The organism is Serratia sp. J2 (assembly GCF_046269175.1).
Classification (GTDB): Bacteria; Pseudomonadota; Gammaproteobacteria; order Enterobacterales; family Enterobacteriaceae; genus Chania; species Chania fonticola_C.
The window spans coordinates 313,115-338,947 of sequence record NZ_JBKABN010000001.1 but is presented as its reverse complement, the minus strand read 5'-3'; the positions used below and the strand labels follow the sequence as shown (position 1 = coordinate 338,947).

Genomic DNA, 25,833 nt, shown 5'->3' with positions numbered 1-25,833 from the left:
TTTTGGTTGAAATGAGAAGCTTTGGGATTAAAAGATAACGGCTAGGAGCAGTGTTCTGTGGGAGAGTGGGCCTGGCAGGATGACCGGCTGCCGCCGTTGTCTCGCAAGCGAGACTCGAACCTGAACGCATGCTCTCACCCGCACGACTGATGCAATATGGTGCGCCGGAGTTTGGAGTTTAGTACTTTGGAATTTTTAAGATGGTGGGTCTGGCAGGATGACCGGCTGCCGCCGTTGTCTCGCAAGCGAGACTCGAACCTGAACGCAGGATCTCACCCGCACGACTGGTGCAATATGGTGCGCTGGAGTTTGGAGTTTAGTACTTTGGAATTTTTAAGATGGTGGGTCGTGCAGGATTCGAACCTGCGACCAATTGATTAAAAGTCAACTGCTCTACCAACTGAGCTAACGACCCACTGATGTGGTTTACTGCTTAACCGCGTTAGCAACGAGAGGAGGCTCGGCTGCAATTTTTACCAATTCATCAAGAATTGGTGGGTCGTGCAGGATTCGAACCTGCGACCAATTGATTAAAAGTCAACTGCTCTACCAACTGAGCTAACGACCCACTGACGTGGTTTACTTCTTAATACGAGAGCAACGAGGAAGGACTCGACTGCACATAATGGTGGTTCTAGCAGGATTAACGGCTATTGCCGTTGTCTCGCTTCGCTCGGTACGAACCTTTAACGGTTCTCATCCTCACGATTCCAGCTTTACCAACCCATTAAGAATTGGTGGGTCGTGCAGGATTCGAACCTGCGACCAATTGATTAAAAGTCAACTGCTCTACCAACTGAGCTAACGACCCACTGTCGTGGTGGGTGATGACGGGCTCGAACCGCCGACCCCCTCCGTGTAAAGGAGATGCTCTACCAACTGAGCTAATCACCCACTGTCGTGGTTACTGCTCCACTCTTTACCAATTCACTATGAATTGGTGGGTCGTGCAGGATTCGAACCTGCGACCAATTGATTAAAAGTCAACTGCTCTACCAACTGAGCTAACGACCCACTGTCGTGGTTTACTACTAATTTCCTTGCTGCTTTAACATCTTGCAAGTTGTCTTGGCAACGGCGGCATATATTACTAATTTATCTCAGCAGCGCAACCTAAATTTTGGCGCAATAGGTTCAACTGCTTGTTCTTCACGCGAATGAGCCCAGAATTCGGTCAAATCGACTAACTTCTGGGCTCAGTTTTTACTTACAAACTCGCTTCGCGTTTCTTGGCCTGCTTGGCCGCATCGCTGGTCGGGTACGATTTGATCACCTGCTGGTAAACGGCTTTGGCTTTATCAGCCTGCCCTTTTTCCTGCATGATCACCCCAACTTTATACATTGCGTCCGGCGCCTTGGGTGATTTTGGGTAACTCTTAACCACCACTGCATAATAGTATGCCGCGTCTTCCTTCTTACCCTTGTTGTAGTACAACTGGCCCAGCCAATAGTTGGCATTAGGCAGGTAAGTGGATTTCGGATACTGTTTTATGAAAGCCTGAAAAGCGGAGATCGCCTGGTCATACTGCTTTTTTTCCAGCGCCAGTGAAACAGCGGCGTTGTAATCGCTGTTTTCATCGCCCGTACTAGCCGCAGCGGCTGTCGCACCCGCAGGAGCGCTGCCAGCGCCGTCAGAGGACGCCGCGGCGGCTGTACCACCTGCGGCCCCTGCTGCTGCACCAGCGGAATTCTGTGCGCCACCCTGGCTAAGGCTATCCATCTGTTGATAGATCTGTTTCTGGCGTTCAACCACCTGATTCAACTGATACTGACTTTCCTGGATCTGCCCACGGAGCGTATCGATATCGCGTTGGTTGTCAGAGAGTTGTTGCTGGAGTTGGTTCAAAAGCTGGCCCTGAGCATTACTGATACGCTCAAGTGATGTGACACGGTCTTCGACCGAGCCGGACCCGACATTACTGATTGGCGCTTGGGCAGTAGCGGCCCATGGGACCGCTACGCCAACCAGTAACGCCAGACTCAACAAGTGACGTCTGAAGTTACTGTTCATGCGATTCTCTTAGTAAACCAGAACGGCACGACGGTTTTTAGCATAGGCTGCTTCGTCGTGGCCCAGTACTGCTGGTTTTTCTTTACCGTAAGAAACGATAGAGATTTGGTCAGCAGAAACGCCTTTGCCTTGCAGGTACATTTTAACTGCGTTAGCACGACGCTCACCCAGAGCGATGTTGTATTCTGGCGTGCCGCGCTCATCCGCGTGACCTTCAACAGTCACTTTGTAAGATGGGTTGTTACGCAGGAAAGCAGCATGCGCATCCAGCATCTGAGCGAACTCAGAGCTGACGTCATATTTGTCCAGGCCGAAGTAAACAATGTTGTTACGTTGCAGTTCTTGCATCTGCAGACGTGCTTGTTCTTCAGAAGACAGGTTGCTGCTGCCGTTTTCTGTACCAGTGCCAGCGCCCATACCGGATTGATCGTTATTAGCGCTTTTGTTAGAACTACAAGCTGCTACAGCCAGAACTGGCAGTGCCAGCAGAAGCCCTTTCAGCACTTTGTTCAGTTGCATTTCTTTGATCCTTTTATAGTTTTTGCCATACATATTTTAAACATGCATCACAGATACGGCGACCAGGCAGGGAATTTGACCTGTCCATCGGTTGCCGGAAGACGCGCTTTGAAGCGCCCATCAGTCGATACCAACTGCAGCACGGAGCCCATACCTTGCGTGGAGCTATAGATCACCATGGTGCCGTTTGGTGCGATACTAGGCGTTTCATCCAGGAACGTGTCCGTTAACATTTGAACGGCTCCCGATCCGAGATCTTGTTTGGCGATATGCTGAACCCCATTATTGGAACTCACCATCACCAGGAATTTACCGTCGAAGCTGACATCAGAGTCCTGATTCTGGGCACCTTCCCAGGTCAGACGCTGTGGTGCGCCGCCGTTGGCGCCAACCTTATAAATCTGTGGGCGACCGCCCTGGTCAGAGGTATAAGCCAGAGATTGACCATCTGGGAACCAGCTCGGTTCGGTATTGTTGCTACGACCATCGGTGATCTGGCTGATTTGGCCAGAACCGAGGTTCATCACGTACAGGTTCAGACTACCACTTTTGGACAGAGCGAATGCCAAGCGGCTACCATCTGGAGAGAAGGAAGGTGCACCATTGTGACGTGGGAATGAAGCCACCTGACGGATGGCACCATCAGACAGATTCTGGATCACCAGCGCTGATTTACCGCTCTCAAAAGTCACGTAGGCCAGTTTGCTGCCATCCGGCGACCAGGCTGGTGACATCAGTGGCTCTGGTGAACGATGTACTGGAACCTGGTTAAAGCCGTCGTAATCCGATACGCGCAGTTCGTACGGGAATTTCCCGCCGTTGGTCTGCACCACGTAAGCGATGCGGGTACGGAATGCGCCCTTGATGCCGGTCAGCTTCTCAAATACGCCATCGCTGGCGGTATGAGCCGCATAACGCAGCCACTGTTTGGTCACTTTAAACTGGTTTTGGGCCAATATGGTGCCAGGCGAACCTGAAGTATCGACCAGTTGGTAGGAAACCAGGTAGCTGCCGTCGGCACCAGGTTGAACCTGGCCAACCACTACGGCGTCGATGCCCAGCGCAGTCCAGGCCGCCGGCGTCACTTCAGACGCGGTGGTTGGCTGCTGCGGCATACGTGCCACATCAATCGGGTTGAATTTGCCACTGTTACGGAGATCTGCGCCAACGATCTGGCCAACATCTTCCGGAGGCGTGCCTGGGCCCGCCCATTTAAAAGGCACCACACCAATCGGGCGAGCAGAGTCGACCCCTTGGGTGATTTCAATGCGAACTTCCGCGTGCAGCACGGATGCCCACAGAACAATAAGACCTAACGCTACTCGAAATGCCTGCTTCATCTCATCTCCCTTATCCAGACGGTATGCCTGCGATAATTTAGCAGAATTTTAACAAACCAACGCCAACAACACTACATATTCCCTGTTGGTTACCTTGGTACATCCATGCATTTTACTCGGTTTAAGACAATCATTATTGAGGCTTAAATGTAAGAGGAGCATTCTTAAATGCCTCATACACCGCCTGGCTAGGTGGCTTTGGAATACGAGCCTGCTTAGCTGCCGCCAATGCGGCCTGACACAAGGCAGGATCCCCACCTTCAGCCTTAACATCAATCAACAAGCCATCCGGTGCCAATTTAATCCGTAAATCGCAGGTCCTTCCTTTGTAAAGGTCGGCATCGTAAAACTTGCTCTGTATTGCAGCAGTAATCTGCCCGAGGTAACCATTAATCTCGGCACCGCTTGCCCCCGCAGTTTTGGCATTACCCTGCCCTGCCGGTTTGCCGTCACCTTTAGCCTTGGCACCGCCACCTTTCGGCGCGTTTTTACCATCAGCCAAATCACCAAACAGATTGTCTACATCAGCAGACTGTTTAGCGGCTTCAGCGGCCTTCTTCTTGGCATCTGCGGCTTTCTTGGCGGCAGCAGCCTTCTCGGCAGCGGCGGCTTTTTTCGCTTCTTCTGCGGCAGCTTTTTTCTCAGCGTCGGCAGCGGCTTTCTTCTCTGCAGCCTCAGCTGCTTTCTGTTCAGCGGCCGCGGCGGCTTCTTTCTTCGCCTCTTCCGCCTGCTTTTTAGCAGCGGCGGCAGCGGCCGCTTCTTTCTTGGCTTCCGCTTCGGCTTTCTTCTGCGCGTCTGCCTGCGCCTTGGCTATTTTATCCGCCTCGGCTTTGGCTTTCGCCGCAGCCTGTTCGGCTGCCTTCTGTTGTTCTTTGGCCTTCGCCGCAGCGGCTTCTGCCGCTTTCTGCTGCTCAGCGGCCTGCTGTTGCTGCTCGGCGGCTTTCTTCTGCTGTTCGGCCTGGGCCTTGGCGTCCTGCGCAGCTTTTTCCTGCGCGGCCAAACGCTCTTGTTCCAGTTCTTTCAGGCGCTGCTGTTCCGCCGCCTGTTTCTGCTGCAGCTCTTCAGCCTGCTGCTCCGCCTTCTTCTGGCGCTGCTTTTCTGCACGCTGTGCATCGCTGCTCTGTTGCTGCTGGCGGTTGTACTGCTCTACCACCGCCCCTGGATCGACCATCACGGCCCCGACCACGGAACCATCACCGCCGCCGCCTGCACTACTCATTTCAGTATTTTCGTACAGCGAACCCCAAATCAACAGGGCAATCAATAGAATGTGCAGAACCACCGAAACAATCACGGAGCGGTTCAGCTTATCATTTTGCTCAGTTGCCTTTACCAAAATAGAATCCCAAAAACTGCTGCTTAAACGGGGTTCCTGCACCACAGTGCAGGAACCGGGTTGCCACTGACCTTACGGTTAGATTGGCTGGGTCATCAACCCTACGGAAGCGACACCCGCCTGATGCAGAATATTCAATGCCTTGATAATCTCATCATACGGGACTTCCTTGGCCCCACCGATCAAAAACACCGTCTTCGGATTAGCTGCCAGACGCGACTTGGCTTCGGCCGCCACCTGCTCAGGCGGCAACAGCTCCATACGGTTGTGATCCACCACCAGGGTGTATTGGCCTACGCCGGAAACTTCCAGGATCACCGGAGGATTATCGTCGCTGGACACCGTCTTGGAATCGGTGGCATCAGGCAAATCAACTTCAACGCTTTGGGTAATGATTGGCGCGGTTGCCATAAAGATCAGCAACAGCACCAACAAGACGTCCAGCAGCGGAACAATGTTGATTTCCGACTTCAGCTCACGCTTGTTACGACCACGAACTTTCGCCATGCTACCCTCCTACTTCCTATTTGCTGTCGCTGGAGAAGGCCTGACGATGCAGAATAGCGGTGAACTCTTCCATAAAGTTGTCGTAATTCTGCTCAAGCTTGTTAACGCGCTGGTTTAGGCGGTTATAGGCCATAACGGCAGGGATCGCGGCAAACAGACCGATGGCCGTGGCGATCAACGCTTCGGCGATACCCGGAGCGACCATCTGCAAGGTGGCTTGTTTTACCGCGCCCAGGGCGATAAAGGCGTGCATGATCCCCCACACGGTACCAAACAGGCCGATGTACGGGCTGATGGAACCCACGGTGCCGAGGAAAGGAATATGGTTTTCCAGCGTTTCCAGCTCACGATTCATCGAAATACGCATCGCACGCGTTGCCCCTTCGATCACCGACTCCGGCGCATGGCTGTTAGCGCGGTGCAAACGGGCAAACTCTTTGAAACCGGAATGGAAAATCTGCTCTGAGCCAGTCAGGCTATCGCGACGCGCCTGGCTTTCCTGATACAGACGGGAAAGCTCGATACCAGACCAGAATTTGTCTTCGAAGGCTTCGGCGTCGCGAGTGGCCGCATTGAGGATGCGGGTCCGCTGGATGATAATCGCCCAAGAGGCCACTGAAAAGCATATCAAAATCAGCATGATAAACTTGACCAGCAGGCTCGCCTTCAAGAATAGATCTAGGATGTTCATGTCAGTCACTGCTTAAACTCCGCGACAATAGACTTAGGAAGCGCTATCGGCTTCATTTGGTGTGGATCAATGCATGCAATCAATACATCGGCCTGACTCAAGAGAGTACCGTCAGAATTAACAATGCGTTGAGCAAACGTAAGAGAAGCCCCGCGTATTGAGGTGATTTTGCTCTGCACTTCCAGCAGGTCGTCAAGACGAGCTGGTGACAGATAATCCACCGTCATACGCCGGACAGCGAAAGCGACATGTTCTTCACTGAGCAGCTGCTGTTGATGAAAGTTATGTTGACGCAGCATCTCGGTGCGCGCTCTTTCATAAAAAGCGACGTAACGGGCATGGTAGACCACACCACCGGCATCGGTGTCTTCAAAGTAAACACGAACCGGCCATCGAAACAACTTATTACTCACGAGACTTCCAAACCAAGGCAATTGAACGCTTGCTACTATACGCAAGACGGATCGGGTTGGGAATGGGTTACTGAATGGGAATGAAAATAATTATGGGCCTGAACGGCCCATAACAGGGGGGATGCGTAATAGATTATAAAGAAACGTAAAGTAATCCTGCGGCGAGGATCACAATTGCAGGTAATGGCGCGAAAAATGCACGCCAAAACGTGCTCTGATGCCGAAAGCCGACACCGTGAATGATGCCCGCACATACCGCCCAGATCAGCAAGATGCCCTGCCAGATCTCTAACGAGCTGGTACGTGCTGCAAAACGGCTCGGATCCCAGAAGATACATCCCGCCAAAATCACCGCCAACACCAATGAAAGGGCCCGAACCGGGCCCTTGTCGGTGATAGCGTACAGCTTATCCACCAGTGACGAACTCATCACTTACCGTCTTGCTGCGCTTTTGAATCTTCACTGTGCTCAAGCGCCAGCGCCGTGATGATACCGAAGGCACAGGCAAGAAGCGTTCCGAGGATCCAGGCAAAATACCACATGGTTTAGCTCCTTTTGCTTAGTACAGCGAATGCTTATTTTTTTCGATGAAGTTCTTATCCAGGCGACCAAACATTTTGTAGTACGCCCAAGCGGTGTACGCCAGAACGATTGGCACGAAGATAATGGCAACAACGGTCATCACCTGCAGCGTGAACAGGCTGGAAGTCGCATCCCACATGGTCAGGCTGACGTTAGGCACGGTGCTTGATGGCATAACGAACGGGAACATGGTTACCCCAGCCGTCAGGATCACGCAGGCAATCGTCAGTGATGAACTCAGGAACGCCATCGCAGCTTTGTCCAAACGGGCAAACAGGATAGTGAACAGTGGCAGAACCACGCCCAACGCCGGCAGTGCCCACAGGATTGGATACTTGTTGAAGTTGATCAACCAGGCACCTGCCTGATGAGCGACTTCTTTACGCAGTGGGTTGGATTCCGCTGCCGTATCCAGTGCTGAGGTGATCACGAAACCGTCGATACCTTTCACCAGCCAGATACCCGCCAACAGGAAGCATACGCCCATCACCAGCGCAGAAATCTGCGCCGCAGCGCGTGAGCGCAGGTGAATCTCGGCAGTGGTACGCATCTGCAGGTAGGTTGCCCCCTGAGTCACCAGCATGGTCAGGCTGACAATACCGGCCAGCAAACCAAACGGGTTCAGCAGTTGGAAGAAGTTGCCGGTATAGAACAGACGCAGATATTCGTCAATATGGAACGGTACGCCCTGTAACAGGTTACCGAACGCCACGCCGAACACCACCGCAGGCACGAAGCTACCAACAAAGATGCCCCAGTCCCACATGTTACGCCAGGTGCTGTTCTCCAGCTTCGAGCGGTAGTCAAAACCGACCGGGCGGAAGAACAAGGCAGCCAGCACCAGGATCATGGCCACATAGAAACCAGAGAACGCGGCAGCATAGACCATTGGCCAGGCGGCAAACAATGCGCCACCGGCGGTGATCAGCCACACCTGGTTACCGTCCCAGTGCGGGGCAATGGCGTTGATCATTACCCGGCGCTCGGTATCGGTTTTACCGATGATGCGCATCAGAATACCGACACCCATATCGAAACCATCGGTGACGGCGAAACCGATCAGCAGAATGCCAACCAGGAGCCACCAGATAAATCGCAGTACTTCGTAATCAAACATATCTTGGACTCCTGTTTAGCGCGCTTCCTGCACGGCGGCAGTCGGTTGTTCAAAGTGGTAGCGGCCAGTTTTCAGGCTGCTTGGACCCAGACGTGCAAACTTGAACATCAGGTACATTTCAGCCACCAGGAACAGGGTGTACAAGCCGCATATCAGCCCCATCGAGAACAGAATGTCGCCTGCGGTCAGCGAAGAGGTGGCGACTGCGGTTGGCAGCACCTCACCTATCGCCCACGGCTGACGGCCATACTCCGCCACGAACCAGCCCGCTTCAACGGCAATCCATGGTAACGGCAGGCCGAACAACGCAGCGCGAAGCAGCCATTTCTTCTGACCGATACGACCACGTACCACGCTCAAGAATGACAGGCCGATAATAAACAGCATCAGCACACCACAGGCCACCATGATACGGAAGGCGAAGTACAGTGGAGCAACGCGCGGGATAGAATCTTTGGTTGCCTGCTGGATCTGCGCTTCCGTTGCGTCGGTGACGTTTTCGGTATAGCGCTTGAGCAGCATGCCGTAGCCCAGATCCTGTTTGGTATCGTTGAATGCGGTACGCACTGCAGGATCGGTATTACCACCACGCAGCTCTTCCAGCAGTTGGTAAGCTTTCATACCGTTACGGATACGCACCTGGTGCTGAGCCATCAGTTCGCGCAGACCGATAACCGGGGTGTCGATAGAACGGGTAGCAATCAGGCCGAGCGCCCAAGGAATTTGAATCGCGAAGGAGTTCTCCATTTTCTCCTGGTTCGGAATACCGAACAGGGTAAATGCGGCCGGAGCCGGTTGAGTTTCCCATTCGGCTTCAATGGCAGCCAGTTTGGTTTTCTGCACGTCCCCCATTTCGTAACCGGATTCATCACCCAGTACGATAACGGAAAGGATAGCAGCCATACCGAAGCTGGCAGCAATGGCGAACGAACGCTTGGCAAAAGCAACGTCACGCCCTTTCAGCAGGTAGTAAGAGCTGATACCCAGCACGAACATCGCGCCGGTGGTGTAGCCAGAGGCCACGGTGTGAACAAATTTCACCTGAGCGACCGGGTTCAAGACCAGCTCGGAGAAGCTGAGCATCTCCATACGCATGGTTTCAAAGTTGAAGTCGGAGGCGATTGGGTTTTGCATCCAGCCGTTGGCGACCAGGATCCACAACGCAGACAGGTTTGAGCCGAGGGCAACAAACCAGGTGACCGTCATGTGCTGGATCTTGCTCAGGCGATCCCAGCCGAAGAAGAACAGACCGACCAGCGTCGATTCCAGGAAGAACGCCATCAGACCTTCGATAGCCAGCGGGGCCCCGAAGATGTCACCAACGTAATGAGAGAAGTACGACCAGTTGGTCCCGAACTGGAACTCCATGGTCAACCCGGTGGCCACACCCAGAGCAAAGTTAATTGCGAATAACTTGCCCCAGAATTTGGTCATATCTTTATAAATTTGTTTGCCGGACAGCACATATACCGTTTCCATAATTGCCAGCAAAAACGCCATACCCAGCGTTAATGGGACAAATAGGAAGTGGTACATCGCCGTTAAAGCAAACTGTAAGCGCGACAGTTCGACAATATCAAACATCTTGACTCCTTGCTCCTCGCAGGAAGACTCCGACTTGCGGTTATCGGTATTACTCCCGAAAGAGTAGCCGGTAACGCCCCGCAGTGAATGCCCTTAAACACAACAAAATTTGATCCAGCCTCTCCGCTTTCAACCGCACGTTCAGAGCCAGACCACGAGGGACGGGAGCAAAACGCACCAATGAAAACCGACAGCGGGTAACAAATGCAACAAGATCAACCATCCGTAATTACACAATGGCATGATACTCGCCAAAGCCCATACAATAAATAGGTATTTGCGTGACACAGGTTGGACTTTTGGCTACAGGTCAAAAATCAGCCTAAATAGGTAGCTAGGCCTATATTGATCTAAAACAATTTAAGCCTATCTGCATATTATTGCTAGGCTCATTACACATTTTACTGTAATTTCCCAGCGCCCATGTTAAGCAATGGTTTAATTGTTTTTTATTGATATCTTTGTGTTAAATAAATGTAATTTAAAATACCCCCAATTGTATTACTTCAGCATTACCATTCGATAGATATTAACTTTTTATTTTCAATGCCGATTACAGTGAGTTAACTCACAAATCTGCTTTTTGCTAAGTAATCATAGACCATGTTGCGAGGTTGATCTCAGAACCTGCAAATACTGAGTGGTCAGTTCGCACCTCCCGCAACAATACCTTGCAAAAACCCCCTTCCCTCTCAGTGACATACAAAAAAAAGGCCGCCCAAAGGGCGGCCAAACATGTCGAGATATTATTATTTGCTATAGGGTACTAACGATTCAGGATCGCCTTCACTGCGTCACCGATATCAGCCAGGCTGCGTACGGTTTTCACCCCTGCCGCTTCCAGAGCCGCGAACTTCTCATCCGCAGTCCCTTTGCCGCCGGCAATGATGGCGCCAGCATGGCCCATACGCTTGCCTTTAGGTGCAGTAACACCGGCGATATAGCCCACCACCGGCTTGGTGACGTGCTCTTTGATATAGGCCGCCGCTTCTTCTTCCGCGCTGCCGCCAATCTCACCGATCATGACGATAGCTTCGGTCTGCGGATCTTCCTGGAACAACTTCAGGATATCGATAAAGTTGGAACCCGGGATCGGGTCACCACCGATACCGACGCAGGTAGACTGCCCCAGACCGGCGTCAGTGGTTTGTTTTACCGCTTCATAGGTCAGAGTACCTGAACGGGAAACGATGCCTACCTTGCCTGGCAGGTGGATATGGCCAGGCATGATACCGATCTTGCATTCGCCCGGGGTGATTACACCTGGGCAGTTCGGGCCGATCATGCGCACACCGGCTTCATCCAGCTTCACTTTCACGGTCAGCATATCCAGAGTTGGGATACCTTCGGTGATGGTGATGATCAGTTTGATGCCTGCATCGATAGCTTCCAGAATGGAGTCTTTGCAGAATGGCGCTGGCACGTAGATAACAGACGCGGTAGCGCCGGTCGCTTCAACAGCTTCACGCACGGTGTTGAACACTGGCAGACCCAGGTGCTGAGTACCGCCTTTGCCTGGAGTCACGCCACCAACCATTTTGGTGCCGTAAGCGATAGCTTGTTCGGAGTGGAAGGTACCCTGGCTACCGGTGAAACCCTGGCAGATTACTTTGGTGTTCTTATCGATTAAAATGGACATTATTTACCCTCCACTGCCGCAACAACTTGCTGAGCCGCATCAGTCAGGCTGGTCGCAGCAATGATATTCAAACCGCTGTCCGCCAGTTTCTTGGCGCCCAGTTCGGCGTTATTCCCTTCCAAGCGCACGACGACCGGGACGTTAACGCCCACTTCGGCTACCGCGCCAATGATACCGTCGGCGATCAGATCGCAGCGTACGATGCCACCGAAGATGTTAACCAGTACCGCTTTCACCTTGTCATCAGACAGGATGATTTTGAAGGCTTCGGTCACGCGCTCTTTGGTTGCGCCACCGCCCACATCCAGGAAGTTGGCTGGTTCGCCACCGTGCAGTTTCACGATGTCCATGGTACCCATCGCCAGACCGGCACCGTTCACCATGCAACCGATGTTACCGTCGAGGGCAACATAGTTCAGTTCCCACTGAGCCGCACGGGATTCACGCTCGTCTTCCTGAGAAGGGTCACGCATTTCACGCAGTTCGGACTGGCGGAACAGGGCGTTGCCATCGGCACCCAGCTTACCATCCAGGCAGATCAGATCGCCCTGCTTGGTCACGACCAGCGGGTTGATCTCAACCATCGCCAGATCGCGCTCCAGGAACAGCGTTGCCAGACCCATAAAGATTTTGGCAAACTGGCCGACTTGCTTGCCGGTCAGGCCCAGTTTGAATGCCAGCTCACGCCCCTGGTAAGGCTGTGGGCCTGCCAGTGGGTCGATGGTCATTTTGTGGATCAGTTCCGGGGTCTCTTCCGCAACTTTCTCAATTTCAACGCCGCCTTCGGTGGAAGCCATAAACACTACGCGACGGCTGGCACGGTCAACTACCGCTCCCAGATACAGCTCTTTATCGATGTCAGTGGCCGCTTCTACCAGGATCTGGTGAACCGGCTGGCCCAGCGCATCGGTCTGGTAGGTCACCAGGCGTTTACCCAGCCAGGCTTCGGCAAAAGCACGGATATCTTCTTTGCTGTTAACCACTTTAACGCCACCAGCTTTACCACGGCCGCCAGCATGAACCTGACATTTTACCACCCACGGGCCGGAGCCGATTTTAGATGCGGCTTCTTCTGCTTCACGCGGAGTGGTACAGGCGTAACCGGTTGGTGCTGGCATGCCATACCGAGCAAACAGCTGTTTTGCCTGATATTCGTGTAAATTCATGATGTTCTATCCATTCAGGTCAGAAAGTTTTAGCCGGGTCACTTTCGCGGTATTCCGCATGACTTATCGGCCACATAGCACAGGGTGTGGGCGCGGCAAGGCCGCGCCCTTGCAGGGATTTAAACGTCCAGCAGCAGACGAGCCGGATCTTCCAGCATGTCTTTCACCGTCACCAGATAACTCACCGACTCTTTGCCATCGATCAGACGATGATCGTAAGACAGAGCCAGATACATCATCGGCTGGATCACGACCTGACCATTGACCGCCATTGGGCGATCCTTGATGGCGTGCATACCCAGGATGGCGCTCTGCGGTGGGTTGATGATCGGGGTAGACATCAATGAACCGAAGACGCCGCCGTTGGTAATGGTGAAGTTACCGCCGGTCAGCTCTTCCACGGTCAATTTGCCGTCACGGCCTTTGATCGCCAGCTCTTTGATTTTCTTCTCGATGTCCGCCATGCTCATGGAGTCGACGTCACGCAGTACCGGCGTTACCAGGCCACGTGGAGTCGATACCGCAATGCTGATATCGAAGTAGTTGTGGTAAACCACGTCGCTACCGTCGATAGAGGCGTTCACTTCAGGGAAGCGTTTCAGCGCTTCGACTACCGCTTTGATGTAGAAGGACATAAAGCCCAGACGTACACCGTGGCGTTTTTCGAAGGCTTCACCGTACTGCTTGCGCAGATCCATGATCGGCTGCATGTTGATTTCGTTGAAGGTGGTCAGCATCGCGGTGCTGTTCTTCGCTTCCAACAGGCGCTCGGCAACGCGTTTGCGCAAACGGGTCATAGGAACACGTTTTTCGCTACGGCCGCCCAAGGCTGGCTGAGGTGCCGCCGCTGGGGCTGCTGCAGCCGGTGCCGCTTTCTTGCTGGCAGCCAGGTGCGCTTCTACGTCTTCACGCGTGATACGGCCACCCACGCCGCTGCCTTTGATGGCGGCAGCATCGAGATCGTGTTCGGCAATCAGGCGGCGGATCGCCGGGCTGAGTGCGTCGTTGTTCTCTTCTTCCAGGCTGGCGGTTGCACGCTGAGCCGGAGTTGATTCAACGCTCTGAGCTTTCGCTTCGGTCGGCTTGCCAGAGCTGTCACCCTGACGGATACGCCCGAGAAGCTGACGTGAAGTCACGGTTGCGCCTTCGTCTTCCAGGATTGCTTCCAGTACACCGGCTTCACTGGCTGGCACTTCCAATACAACTTTGTCGGTTTCAATCTCAACCAGCACTTCGTCACGCTGAACGGTGTCACCCGGTTTTTTATGCCAGGTGGCGACGGTCGCATCGGCAACGGATTCAGGGAGGTCAGGAACCAGAATATCTACGCTACTCATTAGCTTTCCTTTAAATTTTTTCTTCAATATTCAGCGCGTCATTCACCAGAGCCTGCTGCTGCTTCTGGTGTACGGACATATAACCTACCGCCGGAGAGGCAGAGGCTGGACGTCCTGCGTAACGTAAAGAGGCCCCAAACGGGATCACTTCACGGAAATTGTGTTGGCTGCAATACCAGGCGCCCTGGTTCAACGGCTCTTCCTGACACCAGACGAAATCATGCACGTGGGCATACTGTTCCAATACCGCCTGAACGGCCTGATGCGGGAACGGATACAGCTGCTCGATACGTACGATGGCCACGTCTTTCTGGTCGTTCTTGCGGCGTTGCTCCAGCAGATCGTAATAAACCTTACCAGAACACAGCACCACGCGTTTCACCGCTTTGGCATCCAGCTCGTCAATTTCGCCGATGGCCGGTTGGAAGGTGCCGTTTGCCAGTTCTTCCAGAGAAGAGACTGCCAGCGGATGACGCAGCAAGGACTTCGGTGACATCACCACCAGCGGACGGCGCATACCGCGCAACGCCTGACGGCGCAGCATGTGGTAGACCTGTGCCGGAGTGGATGGGATGCACACCTGCATGTTCTGTTCCGCACACAGCTGCAGGTAACGTTCCAGACGCGCAGAGGAGTGCTCTGGGCCCTGGCCTTCGTAACCGTGCGGCAGCAGCATCACCAGGCCACACATACGGCCCCACTTCTGCTCACCGGAGCTGATGAACTGGTCGATCACTACCTGAGCACCGTTGGCAAAGTCACCAAACTGCGCTTCCCAGATGGTCAGGGTGCGCGGTTCTGCGGTGGCGTAGCCATATTCAAATGCCAGAACGGCTTCTTCAGACAGCACTGAGTCCCAGACTTTGAATTCGCCCTGGCCGCTGTGGATATTAGCCAGCGGGACATAGACAGAACCATTTTTCTGGTTGTGCACCACCGCATGACGGTGGAAGAAGGTGCCACGGCCAGCATCTTCGCCGGAAATACGGATCGGGATGCCTTCATCAGCCATGGTGGCGTAAGCCAGCGTTTCCGCTGCGCCCCAGTCGAACGGTTTGTTGCCTGCGGCCATCTCGGCACGATCGCCGTAGATTTTCGCGACGCGCGACTGCATTTCGATCGCTTCCGGTACGCTGCTGATGCGGCGAGCCAGTTCCTGCAGGCGCTTCATCTCAACCTTGCTTGGGTACTCTTCGTCCCACTCATGGTTCAGGTATGGTGACCAGGTAAAGGAGTGCAGGTTCATCGGACGCCACTCTTCAACCACGCAGTCACCGCGGTCGAGAGCATCGCGATACAGGTTGACCATTTCCGTGGCATCTTCCAGGCTGGCAACCTTCTGTTCGGTCAGCACGTCAGCGTAGAGCTTGCGTGGCGTTGGGTGTTTCTTGATCTTCTGGTACATCACCGGCTGGGTAGCACTTGGCTCATCGGCCTCGTTATGCCCATGGCGACGGTAGCAGACCAGATCGATCATCACGTCACGTTTAAAGGTGTTACGGAAATCCAACGCCAGACGGGTGACAAAGGCCACCGCTTCCGGATCATCGGCATTCACGTGGAAGATAGGAGCCTGCACCATCTTGGCAATATCGGTACAGTATTGGGTGGAGCGCGCGTCCAACGGGTTGGAGGTAGTGAAGCCAACCTGGTTGTTGATGACGATACGCACCGTACCGCCCACTTCATAACCGCGAGCCTGCGACATGTTCAGGGTTTCCTGAACCACGCCCTGCCCGGTGATTGCCGCGTCACCATGAATGGTGATTGGCAGCACCATGTTGCTGCGCGCTTCGTCCAGACGGTCGCGGCGGGCACGTACAGACCCCATGACAACCGGGCTGACGATTTCCAGGTGTGACGGGTTAAACGCCAGCGCCAGGTGAACCATGCCGCCTTCGGTTTCCACGTCGGAAGAGAAGCCCTGGTGATATTTCACGTCACCGGTGCCCAGGTGTTCTTTATGTTTGCCGGCAAACTCGTCGAACAGGTCAGCCGGTTTTTTACCCAGCACGTTGATCAACACGTTCAGACGGCCACGGTGGGCCATACCCAGCACCACTTCACGTGTGCCGTTTTTGCCCGCGTGACGCACCATTTCTTTCAGCATCGGCACCAACGCGTCGCCACCTTCCAGCGAGAAGCGTTTGGCCCCAGGGAATTTGGCACCCAGGTAACGCTCCAGCCCTTCGGCTGCCGTCAGTTCGCTCAGGAAACGGCGTTTCTCATCGGTGGTGAAGCTGGCACGCCCCGCGACCGATTCAATGCGCTGCTGGATCCAGCGTTTCTCTTCGGTGTTGGTGATGTGCATATACTCGGCACCGATCGAACCGCAGTAGGTCTGCTTCAGCGCCGCGTACAGATCGCTCAGCTTCATGGTTTCTTTGCCGATGGCAAAAGAACCCACGTTGAAGGTTTCCTGGAAGTCGGCTTCGGTCAGGTTGTGGTACGCCGGATCGAGATCGGGAACGCGCTCCTGTTTCCACAGATCTAACGGGTCGAGGTTGGCGTGCTGATGCCCACGGAAGCGGAAGGCGTTGATCAGCTGCAATACCTTGACCTGCTTGGCATCGGTTTCAGGATCGTTGATGGTGGTGTTATAACGAGCAGAATCTTTCGCCAGGCGGCGGAAGTAATCTCGCGTTTGGGAGTGGAGCTGATCGGGTTTGACACCCGCAGTTGGTAGTTGCTGGAAAATGGAACGCCAACTATCTTCAACGGAGCTCGGATCGGTTAAAAAGTCTTCATAGAGCTGCTCTATGTAGGACTGGTTCGCGCCCGCCAGATAGGAGGAATCCAGCCAGGCCTTCATTGCGCCGTTCTGCATTTTGATCCCTTAAGCTTTAAAGCTTCAGTTTTCGCCGTGGTTAACATAATTACCGTAATGGTACGCTTAACGGTTCACTAGACGTGCTTATACCTAAGTGCACGTTCTGTTTTGGACCTTGCGGCCCCTTACAAGGAACCTCTAAAAACCGGCGGGACAAACCTGATTGCCTTTAACCACAATCACGGGTCAGTTTTTAGAGATCCCCTCTTGGGATGTGCGCCGGTAAAGCCCCCGGCGCAGCATCTCGTTCTGTTTATGCGCCGCGTTGCAGCAGCATAGACTTGATATGACCAATTGCACGGGTCGGATTCAAGCCCTTAGGACATACACTGACACAATTCATAATGCTATGGCAGCGGAAAACACTGAAAGCGTCGTTCAGATCGTCCAATCGTGCTTCAGTTTCCGTATCACGGCTGTCGATCAGGAAGCGGTACGCCGCCAACAGACCGGCCGGGCCAACAAACTTGTCAGGATTCCACCAGAACGATGGGCAAGAGGTGGAGCAACAGGCACAGAGAATACATTCGTACAATCCATCCAGTTTTTCCCGCTGATCCGGCGTTTGCAGGTGCTCACGCGCCGGAGGATTCTTGCCATCATTAATCAGGAACGGCTTGATCTTTTCATACTGGGTGTAGAACTGCCCCATATCCACTACCAGATCGCGCACCACCGGTAAACCCGGCAGCGGGCGGATCACAATCTTGTTGTTGCCTTTACGCAACGAGGAGACCGGGGTGATACAGGCCAAACCGTTCTTACCGTTCATATTGATGCCGTCTGAACCGCACACGCCTTCACGGCAAGAGCGGCGGAAAGATAAGGTCGGGTCCTTTTCTTTCAGCTGGATCAACGCATCCAGCAGCATCATGTCACGGCCTTCTTCCGCTTCCAGGCTGTAGTCCTGCATATGCGGGGCGCTATCGACATCCGGGTTGTAGCGATAGATAGAGAATTCAAGTTTCATCAATCGAGCTCCGCAATTAGTAAGAACGCACTTTCGGCGGGAATGCCGCGCGCAGCTTCGGTTGCATGTTCACTTCACGACGCGTCATGCTTTCCGATTGCGGCAGATACAGCGAATGGCACAGCCAGTTGGCATCGTCACGCTCCGGGAAGTCGAAGCGGCTATGCGCGCCACGGCTCTCGGTACGGAAGTTGGCCGACACGGCGGTGGAATACGCGGTCTCCATCAGGTTATCCAACTCCAGGCATTCGATGCGCTGGGTGTTGAATTCGCTGGAGGTATCATCCAGGCGTGCGTTCTTCAGACGTTCACGGATCACTTTCAGCTCTTCCAACCCTTTCGCCATCGCATCACCTTCGCGGAACACCGAGAAGTTATGTTGCATACAGGATTGCAGTGCCTTACGGATCTCCACCGGATCTTCACCAGAACGGGTGTTGTTCCAACGGTTCAGGCGATCCAGCGAAGCTTCGACGTCCGATTCGCTGGCTTCGCGGCTTTCGCCCTGCTCTGCCAACGACTCTTGCAGGTGCATACCGGCAGAGCGACCAAATACCACCAGATCCAGCAGTGAGTTGCCACCCAGACGGTTGGCGCCGTGTACCGATACGCAGGCAATTTCGCCTACCGCGAACAGACCTGGGATCACCACGTCTTCGCCTTTCTCGTTCACGGTCAGCGCCTGGCCGGTCACTTTGGTCGGAATACCGCCCATCATATAGTGGCAGGTAGGAATGACCGGGATCGGCTCTTTCACCGGATCGACGTGGGCGAAGGTACGGGACAGCTCCAGAATACCCGGCAGGCGGGACTCCAGCACTTCCTTGCCCAGGTGATCCAGTTTCAGCTTGGCATGTGGGCCCCATGGACCATCACAGCCGCGGCCTTCACGGATCTCAATCATGATCGAACGTGCCACAACGTCACGGCCCGCCAGATCTTTGGCATTTGGCGCATAACGTTCCATGAAACGTTCGCCATGTTTATTCAGCAGGTAACCACCCTCACCACGACAACCTTCGGTGACCAGTACGCCAGCCCCGGCAATACCGGTTGGGTGGAACTGCCACATTTCCATATCCTGCACCGGTACACCGGCACGCAGCGCCATACCGACACCGTCACCGGTATTGATGTGGGCGTTGGTGGTGGATTGATAAATACGGCCTGCCCCACCGGTAGCCAGAATGGTTGCCTTGGCCTTGAAGTACACGACTTCACCGGTTTCGATACAGATAGCGGTGGTACCAACTACCGCACCATCCTGGTTTTTCACCAGATCCAGCGCATACCACTCGGAGAAGATGGTGGTATGGTTTTTCAGGTTCTGCTGATAAAGGGTGTGCAACAACGCGTGACCGGTACGGTCTGCCGCCGCAGCGGTACGGGCCGCCTGCTCGCCACCAAAGTTCAGTGACTGGCCGCCAAACGGGCGTTGATAAATGCGACCATCGTCCAGACGGGAGAACGGCAGGCCCATGTGTTCCAGTTCCAGAATCGCTTCCGGGCCGGTTTTACACATATATTCAATGGCGTCCTGGTCACCGATGTAGTCGGAACCCTTCACCGTGTCGTACATATGCCATTCCCAGTTGTCTTCGTGGTTATTGCCCAAGGCAACGGTAATGCCGCCTTGTGCAGACACGGTATGGGAACGGGTCGGGAATACTTTGGAAAGCAGGGCACAGGTTGAGCCCGCCTGGGAAATCTGCAGCGCCGCGCGCATACCTGCGCCACCAGCACCGATAACAACTGCATCAAACTCTCTGATTGGCAGTTTCATTTATGCACCCCACACTACGATTGTTCCGTACAGTAAATAGACCAGCAACGTGACAACAATCGCCAGTTGCAGCACCAGGCGTAACGCCAGTGGCTTGATATAGTCCGTCAGCACCTGCCACATTCCCACCCAGGCGTGAACCAGGATCGACAGCAATGTCAGCAAGGTGAATACTTTCGTAATGGAGGTGGCGAAGAAGCCGCGCCAGATTTCATAGGTGATGTCCGGAGCCGTAACCACGAAGCCCAGGATATAGAGAACATACAGGGTGATGACGATAGCGGAAGCACGCAGTAACAACCAGTCGTGTACGCCGTTACGTCCTAATGCAGAAACGTTGCTTACCATACGAGGACTCCAGCCAGAATTGACAGCACGACGGTCAGACCGAACGCCACCTGGGCAGAACGGGTACCTGCGGCTAAACTCTCTTCGATATAGCCAAAATCCATTAACAAGTGACGAATGCCACCGCAAATGTGATAGGCCAACGCGGTGAGGATCCCCCAGAAGATGAATTTCACGAAGAAGCTATTCATGATGGCGGCAGCGTGCAGGAAGCCCTCTTGAGAAGAGAGAGAGATACCCAGCAGCCAGAGGAGAATGCCCACGGCAACGAAAGTAATTACGCCAGAGACTCGGTGTAAGATGGACGCTATCGCAGTTACAGGAAACCGGATCGTTTGCAGATCCAGATTGACAGGTCTTTGTTTTTTCACGGTTTTGCCCACACAGCTCTTATTATTTTCCTTCCTCCGGACCTGGGTGGGGATCAGACAGCGTCCAAGAGTTTTCACTCTTACACCTCACGCGCTCAAACATCGACATCCTAGTGCTTAAACGGCGCGTAGTGATAACGCTGGGTGCTCCTACTTCAGGGTAATCCGGAGACCTGGCGGCAGTATAGGAGGTTCACATTCTTATTACAATTCCCATACAATCCCTTTGGTCACATTTCCCCAGAACAGTGATTTAGATCACGATTATTACATTTAGCACGAAATTAATTATCTGATTTGACAAGAGATCAACATTTCCATTACAAATAGGGTAGCAATCAACCCTATGATGCACTAGCGGTCACCGGATACACTTCCCCCTAAGCACAAGTTATGCAAGAGTGTAGCGATAGTGTATGTGGTTAACATTCCAAACAGATCGTAGGTAATGATTAAAAGAAAATAACGAATCCCGATGAATCGTTAACGGCTGCTAACCCGTCTTGTTCGCCTGGTGCAAACTCTGTCCCCTACCGGCGCAAATGCGCTGTCGCTCACAGAGTTAGCGTTCGCTCGACTTTAATGCGGGCAACCTGCGGAGATTTAAGGTATTTCAGTTGTTAGAGGTTTTTAAAATAAGGCGTTAAGGAGACTGTAAATGACTGATAAGAAAGCGACGCTAAGCATCAACAACGGCGAAGCTCCGATCGAACTGGGCGTACTCACCCCTTCACTGGGTCCTGATGTGATTGACGTACGCGCCCTGGGCTCCAAAGGTTATTTCACATTTGATCCCGGCTTTACTTCTACCGCTTCCTGTGAATCCAAAATCACGTTCATCGACGGCGACAAAGGTATCCTGCTGCACCGCGGCTTCCCGATTGAGCAGTTGGCAAAAGAGTCCTCCTACCTGGAGGTGTGCTACATCCTGCTGTACGGCGAAACCCCGAGCGCTGAAGAGTTCGAAACCTTCAAAACCACGGTAACCCGTCACACCATGATCCACGACCAGATCACCCATCTGTTCCGTGGTTTCCGCCGTGACTCGCACCCAATGGCGGTGCTGTGCGGGGTAACAGGTGCCCTGGCCGCGTTCTATCACGATGCGCTGGACGTCAACAATGAACGTCACCGTGAGATCACCGCGTTCCGCCTGCTGTCCAAAATGCCTACCGTGGCAGCGATGTGTTACAAATATTCCCTTGGCCAGCCGTTTGTTTATCCACGCAACGACCTGTCCTACGCCGGTAACTTCCTGCGCATGATGTTTGCTACACCTTGCGAAGAGTACGTGGTGAACCCAGTGCTGGAACGCGCCATGGATCGTATTCTGATCCTGCATGCCGACCATGAGCAGAACGCGTCCACCTCCACCGTGCGTACCGCCGGTTCCTCAGGTGCCAACCCGTTTGCCTGTATCGCGGCCGGTATCGCTTCCCTATGGGGGCCTGCCCACGGCGGTGCCAACGAAGCGGCACTGAAGATGCTCGAAGAGATCAAAACCGTTGAGCACATCCCTGAGTTCATCAAGCGCGCCAAAGACAAGAATGACTCGTTCCGTCTGATGGGCTTTGGCCACCGCGTGTACAAAAACTACGATCCACGCGCCACCGTGATGCGTGAAACCTGTCACGAAGTGCTGAAAGAACTGAACAAGAAAGACGACAACCTGCTGCAGGTCGCGATGGAGCTGGAACACATCGCGTTGAACGACCCGTACTTCATCGAGAAGAAACTGTACCCGAACGTCGATTTCTATTCAGGCATCATCCTGAAAGCGATGGGTATTCCTTCTTCCATGTTTACGGTGATCTTCGCAATTGCCCGTACCATTGGCTGGATTGCCCACTGGAACGAAATGCACGACGAAGGCATCAAGATCGCCCGCCCACGTCAGCTGTATACCGGCTATGCCGAGCGTGAGTTCAAGTCTCAGGTTAAGAAGTAAGCTTTAGCAGGGGCGTCATATTCGCCCCAACTCGGCTAATGACCCTATCGACTTAACGCTGCCCCACTGGCAGCGTTTTTTTATGGGTTACTTCTGGCAAACCGGGCACCAATAGAACGGTCGCGAAGATAGCGCCGTTTTCTCGATCATTGCACCACAGCGCGGGCAAGGCTCACCACTGCGATGAAACACCTTGAAGCTGAACAGCGTGCCATGATGGCGATTTTCATCTACCTGACCACGGGTCTGGTATGAAATACGTGGAATATCCAACAACGCCTGCGCCAACTGATGCAACGCATCAGGGGTGAGATCCTGCGGTTTATGCTTGGGTGCCAGTTCTGCCTGCCACAAAATCTCGGCTCGCAGGTAGTTGCCCAGGCCAGCCAGAAAAGACTGATCCAGCAGCATCCCGCCCAACTGGCGCTTACAAAACGCCGGCGATAACAGCCGCTGTTCCACCTGCTGCACGGTCAAAGCCATATCCAGCACGTCAGGGCCAATACGCTTTAAGAACGGGTGTTGCTCGATCTCACCGCGCGGCGCAATGGTGATATCCGAAGCGCTGTACAACAAGATCGCCCACTCGGCAGTCTCCAGTCGTACGCGCAGATCGCGCTTGGTTTCTGGCGTTTCGCCCGCTCGCACCACCTTCCACACGCCGTAAAGCTGGTTGTGGCTGTACATGGTCAAACCGTTGGAAAAATCGGTTAACAAGGCTTTACCACGCGGTTCAATGGCAGTGATACGTTCACCGACCAGCTCGCCCTGATAGTGTTTCAATTGCGGGAAAGCAAACCAGACTTCGGTCAGTGGCTGATCGATCATCACCGCCGCCAGCTTATCTGCCGCCCGGCGGATCTCCGGCCCTTCTGGCATGGACAACTCCTTGATTGAAAAGGGTCCGGCAAGCCGAACCCTGAGGTTAACATGGAGGTAGCATAAATCACCTCAATGCGTGGCGCCACCCACCACTTTCAAGTCATGCTCTACCTGCAAGGCAATCGAAATCGCCATTTCCAAAGCAAACAGCACCGTCTGTGCTGCCATACTCGGCGCACCAGGATGCTGTGCTGCCTGCTCAGGCAGGTAAGGGATATGGATAAAGCCGCCCTTCACCGCCTGCTGCCCGCTTAAACGATGCAACAGACCGTACATCACATGGTTACAGACATAGGTCCCGGCGGTTTGTGATACCGAGGCCGGAATGCCAGCCTCACGCATCGCATTCACCACCGCCTTGATCGGCAAGGTGCTGAAATAGGCCGCCGGGCCGTCAGCTACAATGGCCTGGTCGATCGGCTGCTGTCCCTGATTATCGGGAATGCGCGCGTCATCGACGTTAATCGCGACCCGCTCCAGCGTGATGTCGGTACGCCCGCCCGCCTGACCGATCGCCAACACCATCGCTGGCTGAACTTCGTCAATGGCCGCGTTCAACACCGTCAACGCCTCGCCGAAGACGCAAGGTAGCTGACGCGCAATAATATGCGCCCCGCCAAGCTCCAGATCGTTAAGCTGCTTCACTACCTCCCAGGATGGGTTGACACGCTCGCCGTCAAACGGCTCAAAGCCGGTAATCAATACTTTCTGCATGCGTTCTCCTAGAGGAACATCAGGAAATAAAGCAGGAATACGTTAACCAATAGCAACGTGACCCCGGTCGGTATCTGCGCCTTGATGACCGCATTCTTGTCCGGCAACTCCAGTAACGCCGCCGGTACAATATTAAAGTTAGCAGCCATTGGCGTCATCAACGTGCCGCAATAGCCGGAGAACATGCCGATAGCCGCCATCACCGCGGGGTTACCACCATGTTGCAGTACCAGGATCGGAATACCGATACCCGCAGTGACAATCGGGAAAGCCGCAAACGCGTTCCCCATGATCATGGTCAACACGGCCATGCCGATGGCATACACCGCTACGGCGATAAAGCGGTTATCTACCGCCAGGTATTCCTGCGTTAAGTGGGAGATGGCCGTACCAACGCCCGCAACGGTGAACAGCAGGCCAAGAGTAGCCAGGATCTGCGGCAGGATGAAGGCCCATCCAACAGACGACGAGCTTCCTGCACTGGCTGCGACATTTTCTCACGGGTCATCTTCACCGCAATAACCAGGCCAAGCAAACAGCCGAGGGTCATGGAGAACAGCGTGATCAAGGTGGAGTGGTTACCGCTGCCAAACACCGCCTGTTGCAAGGCCGGGATATTATTGAACAGCAGCACACCGATCACCGTGACGACCGGGATCGCCAGCGCCGGGATAAACAGACGGTTGCCCAAGCGTTTGGCACTGGTTTCGCGCTCTTGCGGGCTGCGCTGATGATAGCTGCCAAGACGCACACCGCCAAAACCGGCGATCAGAGCCATCACCACCACCAGAACCCCCACGGTGATATGCAGTTGACGTTTGGCTTCGGCCCCTGAGCCAAATAGCCCATAGGTCCAATCCCCCACCAGGAAGATCAATCCATACAAGGCCCAGAACAGACCGGTAGAGATACGACGTGGGTTGGCCTTATCGCCAAACGACATCGCGGCGACGATCAGTAATACCGCGCCCGCCAGCCAATAGAGATATTGTTGTTGGAATATCATTGGCCTTCTCCCTTGGCCTGCAACGCAGCCTGGTTAAGTTTGCTCAGTTCAGCGTTGAGTTGCTTGTCCATGCGGTACAAACGGAACGAGTGGATCAGGAAGGCAAAGATCGCCGTTGGGATCCCCCACAGCGCAATGTGCAGCGGTTCGGTCTGAATGCCGCCGGATTCCAGCATAAAGTTATGCATAAAGATGATCGCGCCAAAGGCGACAAAAATGTCTTCGCCAAAGAACAGCCCGACGTTATCGGTCGCGGCAGACATTGCCCGCAGACGATAGCGCACACGTTCCGGCAGTTCCCCATAGCGGTTTTCCGTGGCCCCCTCCGCCATCGGTGCCAACAGCGGACGTACCATCTGAGGTTGGCCGCCCAGGCTGGTCAGCCCCATTGCCGCCGTCACTTCACGCACAAACAGGTAAACGATCAGTAAACGCCCTGCGGTGGCGCTTTTGATTTTGGCAATCCACGCCTGCGCACGCTCTTTCAAGCCGTGGCGCTCTAACAGCCCGATAATCGGCAGCGGCAACAGCAGGATCAGCGGCAGGTTACGGGTATTGAGAAAGCCCTCGCCGAGCTTTTCCAAAATGACATCCAGCGGCATCAAAGCTGCCAGCCCGGTGATAATACCGGCGGCGATCACCACCAGCACCGGGTTAAAACGCAATACAAATCCAACCACGATGGCAGCGATGCCTATCAGTGGCCAGAGGTTTACCGCTTGTTCCATATTAACGTCC

At 54.0% G+C, this 25,833-nt stretch carries 23 protein-coding genes, 5 tRNA genes and 1 pseudogene; 1 reads left to right on the top strand and 28 read right to left on the bottom strand.

The window, feature by feature from the left end; all coding sequences use genetic code 11:
- Window positions 1–339: 339 nt before the first annotated feature.
- The 24 genes from ACKWMY_RS01670 to sdhC form a co-directional block, all read right to left on the bottom strand.
- Window positions 340–415 (bottom strand) — tRNA-Lys (locus ACKWMY_RS01670).
- Window positions 416–492: 77 nt separating this feature from the next.
- A tRNA-Lys gene (locus tag ACKWMY_RS01665) sits at window positions 493–568 on the bottom strand.
- 167 nt (window positions 569–735) lie between these two features.
- Window positions 736–811 (bottom strand) — tRNA-Lys (locus ACKWMY_RS01660).
- Window positions 812–818: 7 nt separating this feature from the next.
- Window positions 819–894: transfer RNA gene (locus ACKWMY_RS01655), tRNA-Val, on the bottom strand.
- Between the two features lie 44 nt (window positions 895–938).
- Window positions 939–1,014: transfer RNA gene (locus tag ACKWMY_RS01650), tRNA-Lys, on the bottom strand.
- Window positions 1,015–1,207: 193 nt separating this feature from the next.
- Entirely contained in the window at window positions 1,208–2,011 is an 804-nt protein-coding gene (cpoB, locus tag ACKWMY_RS01645; protein ID WP_021805256.1) for a cell division protein CpoB, read from the bottom strand.
- 9 nt (window positions 2,012–2,020) lie between these two features.
- Window positions 2,021–2,530 carry a peptidoglycan-associated lipoprotein Pal gene (gene pal / locus ACKWMY_RS01640; RefSeq protein ID WP_021805257.1) on the bottom strand — a complete coding sequence of 170 codons (510 nt, stop codon included), beginning with the start codon at window positions 2,528–2,530 and terminating at the stop codon, window positions 2,021–2,023.
- Window positions 2,531–2,577: 47 nt separating this feature from the next.
- A complete protein-coding gene (tolB, locus tag ACKWMY_RS01635; RefSeq protein WP_024529349.1) occupies window positions 2,578–3,870 on the bottom strand; it encodes a Tol-Pal system beta propeller repeat protein TolB in 1,293 nt (430 codons plus the stop codon).
- 133 nt (window positions 3,871–4,003) lie between these two features.
- A complete protein-coding gene (tolA, locus tag ACKWMY_RS01630; RefSeq protein ID WP_409485791.1) occupies window positions 4,004–5,206 on the bottom strand; it encodes a cell envelope integrity protein TolA in 1,203 nt (400 codons plus the stop codon).
- A 78-nt stretch (window positions 5,207–5,284) separates the two neighbouring features.
- On the bottom strand, window positions 5,285–5,713 hold the full coding sequence (tolR, locus tag ACKWMY_RS01625; RefSeq protein ID WP_024529347.1) for a colicin uptake protein TolR: 429 nt from the start codon (window positions 5,711–5,713) through the stop codon (window positions 5,285–5,287).
- A 16-nt stretch (window positions 5,714–5,729) separates the two neighbouring features.
- Entirely contained in the window at window positions 5,730–6,413 is a 684-nt protein-coding gene (gene tolQ / locus ACKWMY_RS01620) for a Tol-Pal system protein TolQ (RefSeq protein ID WP_024483139.1), read from the bottom strand.
- The gene (gene ybgC / locus ACKWMY_RS01615) at window positions 6,410–6,817 is read right to left on the bottom strand and encodes a tol-pal system-associated acyl-CoA thioesterase (protein WP_021805263.1); all 408 of its coding nucleotides are present in this window, start codon (window positions 6,815–6,817) and stop codon (window positions 6,410–6,412) included. Before ybgC ends, tolQ begins: the two co-directional genes overlap by 4 nt.
- 133 nt (window positions 6,818–6,950) lie before the next feature.
- Window positions 6,951–7,247, bottom strand: a complete 297-nt coding sequence (gene ybgE, locus ACKWMY_RS01610) for a cyd operon protein YbgE (RefSeq protein ID WP_024529346.1) — start codon at window positions 7,245–7,247, stop codon at window positions 6,951–6,953.
- Window positions 7,247–7,360: a cytochrome bd-I oxidase subunit CydX gene (gene cydX / locus ACKWMY_RS01605; protein ID WP_021805265.1), complete on the bottom strand. Its 114-nt coding sequence runs from the start codon at window positions 7,358–7,360 to the stop codon at window positions 7,247–7,249. Before cydX ends, ybgE begins: the two co-directional genes overlap by 1 nt.
- Before the next feature lie 17 nt (window positions 7,361–7,377).
- Complete coding sequence (cydB, locus tag ACKWMY_RS01600; protein ID WP_074027944.1) at window positions 7,378–8,517, bottom strand: cytochrome d ubiquinol oxidase subunit II; 1,140 nt, start codon at window positions 8,515–8,517, stop codon at window positions 7,378–7,380.
- Between the two features lie 15 nt (window positions 8,518–8,532).
- On the bottom strand, window positions 8,533–10,101 hold the full coding sequence (cydA, locus tag ACKWMY_RS01595; protein WP_021805267.1) for a cytochrome ubiquinol oxidase subunit I: 1,569 nt from the start codon (window positions 10,099–10,101) through the stop codon (window positions 8,533–8,535).
- Between the two features lie 766 nt (window positions 10,102–10,867).
- Entirely contained in the window at window positions 10,868–11,740 is an 873-nt protein-coding gene (sucD, locus tag ACKWMY_RS01590) for a succinate--CoA ligase subunit alpha (protein WP_024483143.1), read from the bottom strand.
- On the bottom strand, window positions 11,740–12,906 hold the full coding sequence (gene sucC / locus ACKWMY_RS01585; protein ID WP_004949756.1) for an ADP-forming succinate--CoA ligase subunit beta: 1,167 nt from the start codon (window positions 12,904–12,906) through the stop codon (window positions 11,740–11,742). The genes sucD and sucC overlap by 1 nt, the downstream gene beginning before the upstream one ends.
- Window positions 12,907–13,025: 119 nt before the next feature.
- Window positions 13,026–14,243: a 2-oxoglutarate dehydrogenase complex dihydrolipoyllysine-residue succinyltransferase gene (odhB, locus tag ACKWMY_RS01580; protein ID WP_021805269.1), complete on the bottom strand. Its 1,218-nt coding sequence runs from the start codon at window positions 14,241–14,243 to the stop codon at window positions 13,026–13,028.
- A 10-nt stretch (window positions 14,244–14,253) separates the two neighbouring features.
- Window positions 14,254–17,070: a 2-oxoglutarate dehydrogenase E1 component gene (sucA, locus tag ACKWMY_RS01575; protein WP_024483146.1), complete on the bottom strand. Its 2,817-nt coding sequence runs from the start codon at window positions 17,068–17,070 to the stop codon at window positions 14,254–14,256.
- 256 nt (window positions 17,071–17,326) lie between these two features.
- Complete coding sequence (locus ACKWMY_RS01570) at window positions 17,327–18,043, bottom strand: succinate dehydrogenase iron-sulfur subunit (RefSeq protein ID WP_021805271.1); 717 nt, start codon at window positions 18,041–18,043, stop codon at window positions 17,327–17,329.
- A gap of 16 nt (window positions 18,044–18,059) precedes the next feature.
- Complete coding sequence (gene sdhA / locus ACKWMY_RS01565; protein WP_024529344.1) at window positions 18,060–19,826, bottom strand: succinate dehydrogenase flavoprotein subunit; 1,767 nt, start codon at window positions 19,824–19,826, stop codon at window positions 18,060–18,062.
- Window positions 19,827–20,174: a succinate dehydrogenase membrane anchor subunit gene (gene sdhD, locus ACKWMY_RS01560; protein WP_021805273.1), complete on the bottom strand. Its 348-nt coding sequence runs from the start codon at window positions 20,172–20,174 to the stop codon at window positions 19,827–19,829.
- Window positions 20,168–20,557, bottom strand: coding sequence for a succinate dehydrogenase cytochrome b556 subunit (sdhC, locus tag ACKWMY_RS01555; RefSeq protein WP_024483149.1), 390 nt, complete (start codon window positions 20,555–20,557; stop codon window positions 20,168–20,170). Before sdhC ends, sdhD begins: the two co-directional genes overlap by 7 nt.
- 646 nt (window positions 20,558–21,203) lie before the next feature.
- Between sdhC and ACKWMY_RS01550 the strand changes: the two genes are divergently transcribed.
- On the top strand, window positions 21,204–22,493 hold the full coding sequence (locus ACKWMY_RS01550) for a citrate synthase (RefSeq protein ID WP_021805275.1): 1,290 nt from the start codon (window positions 21,204–21,206) through the stop codon (window positions 22,491–22,493).
- A gap of 87 nt (window positions 22,494–22,580) precedes the next feature.
- On the opposite strand, the gene nei is transcribed toward ACKWMY_RS01550, so the two are convergent.
- The 4 genes and pseudogenes from nei to ACKWMY_RS01530 form a co-directional block, all read right to left on the bottom strand.
- Window positions 22,581–23,372, bottom strand: a complete 792-nt coding sequence (gene nei / locus ACKWMY_RS01545) for an endonuclease VIII (RefSeq protein ID WP_024529343.1) — start codon at window positions 23,370–23,372, stop codon at window positions 22,581–22,583.
- A gap of 72 nt (window positions 23,373–23,444) precedes the next feature.
- Entirely contained in the window at window positions 23,445–24,089 is a 645-nt protein-coding gene (gene pcp / locus ACKWMY_RS01540) for a pyroglutamyl-peptidase I (protein ID WP_074027942.1), read from the bottom strand.
- Window positions 24,090–24,097: 8 nt separating this feature from the next.
- Window positions 24,098–25,095 (bottom strand): annotated as a pseudogene (locus ACKWMY_RS01535) (DUF979 domain-containing protein).
- Entirely contained in the window at window positions 25,092–25,823 is a 732-nt protein-coding gene (locus ACKWMY_RS01530) for a DUF969 domain-containing protein (RefSeq protein WP_021805279.1), read from the bottom strand. The pseudogene ACKWMY_RS01535 and the gene ACKWMY_RS01530 overlap by 4 nt, the downstream one beginning before the upstream one ends.
- Window positions 25,824–25,833 lie beyond the last annotated feature (10 nt).

Excerpts from the sequence above, each read along its gene's own strand:
- cpoB (WP_021805256.1), bottom strand. The coding sequence starts at position 2,011 with ATGAACAGTAACTTCAGACGTCACTTGTTGAGTCTGGCGTTACTGGTT.
- pal (WP_021805257.1), bottom strand. The coding sequence starts at position 2,530 with ATGCAACTGAACAAAGTGCTGAAAGGGCTTCTGCTGGCACTGCCAGTT.
- tolB (WP_024529349.1), bottom strand. The coding sequence starts at position 3,870 with ATGAAGCAGGCATTTCGAGTAGCGTTAGGTCTTATTGTTCTGTGGGCA.
- tolR (WP_024529347.1), bottom strand. The coding sequence starts at position 5,713 with ATGGCGAAAGTTCGTGGTCGTAACAAGCGTGAGCTGAAGTCGGAAATC.
- ybgE (WP_024529346.1), bottom strand. The coding sequence starts at position 7,247 with ATGAGTTCGTCACTGGTGGATAAGCTGTACGCTATCACCGACAAGGGC.
- cydX (WP_021805265.1), bottom strand. The coding sequence starts at position 7,360 with ATGTGGTATTTTGCCTGGATCCTCGGAACGCTTCTTGCCTGTGCCTTC.
- cydB (WP_074027944.1), bottom strand. The coding sequence starts at position 8,517 with ATGTTTGATTACGAAGTACTGCGATTTATCTGGTGGCTCCTGGTTGGC.
- cydA (WP_021805267.1), bottom strand. The coding sequence starts at position 10,101 with ATGTTTGATATTGTCGAACTGTCGCGCTTACAGTTTGCTTTAACGGCG.
- sucD (WP_024483143.1), bottom strand. The coding sequence starts at position 11,740 with ATGTCCATTTTAATCGATAAGAACACCAAAGTAATCTGCCAGGGTTTC.
- sucC (WP_004949756.1), bottom strand. The coding sequence starts at position 12,906 with ATGAATTTACACGAATATCAGGCAAAACAGCTGTTTGCTCGGTATGGC.
- odhB (WP_021805269.1), bottom strand. The coding sequence starts at position 14,243 with ATGAGTAGCGTAGATATTCTGGTTCCTGACCTCCCTGAATCCGTTGCC.
- sucA (WP_024483146.1), bottom strand. The coding sequence starts at position 17,070 with ATGCAGAACGGCGCAATGAAGGCCTGGCTGGATTCCTCCTATCTGGCG.
- ACKWMY_RS01570 (WP_021805271.1), bottom strand. The coding sequence starts at position 18,043 with ATGAAACTTGAATTCTCTATCTATCGCTACAACCCGGATGTCGATAGC.
- sdhA (WP_024529344.1), bottom strand. The coding sequence starts at position 19,826 with ATGAAACTGCCAATCAGAGAGTTTGATGCAGTTGTTATCGGTGCTGGT.
- sdhD (WP_021805273.1), bottom strand. The coding sequence starts at position 20,174 with ATGGTAAGCAACGTTTCTGCATTAGGACGTAACGGCGTACACGACTGG.
- ACKWMY_RS01550 (WP_021805275.1), top strand. The coding sequence starts at position 21,204 with ATGACTGATAAGAAAGCGACGCTAAGCATCAACAACGGCGAAGCTCCG.
- nei (WP_024529343.1), bottom strand. The coding sequence starts at position 23,372 with ATGCCAGAAGGGCCGGAGATCCGCCGGGCGGCAGATAAGCTGGCGGCG.
- pcp (WP_074027942.1), bottom strand. The coding sequence starts at position 24,089 with ATGCAGAAAGTATTGATTACCGGCTTTGAGCCGTTTGACGGCGAGCGT.
- ACKWMY_RS01530 (WP_021805279.1), bottom strand. The coding sequence starts at position 25,823 with ATGGAACAAGCGGTAAACCTCTGGCCACTGATAGGCATCGCTGCCATC.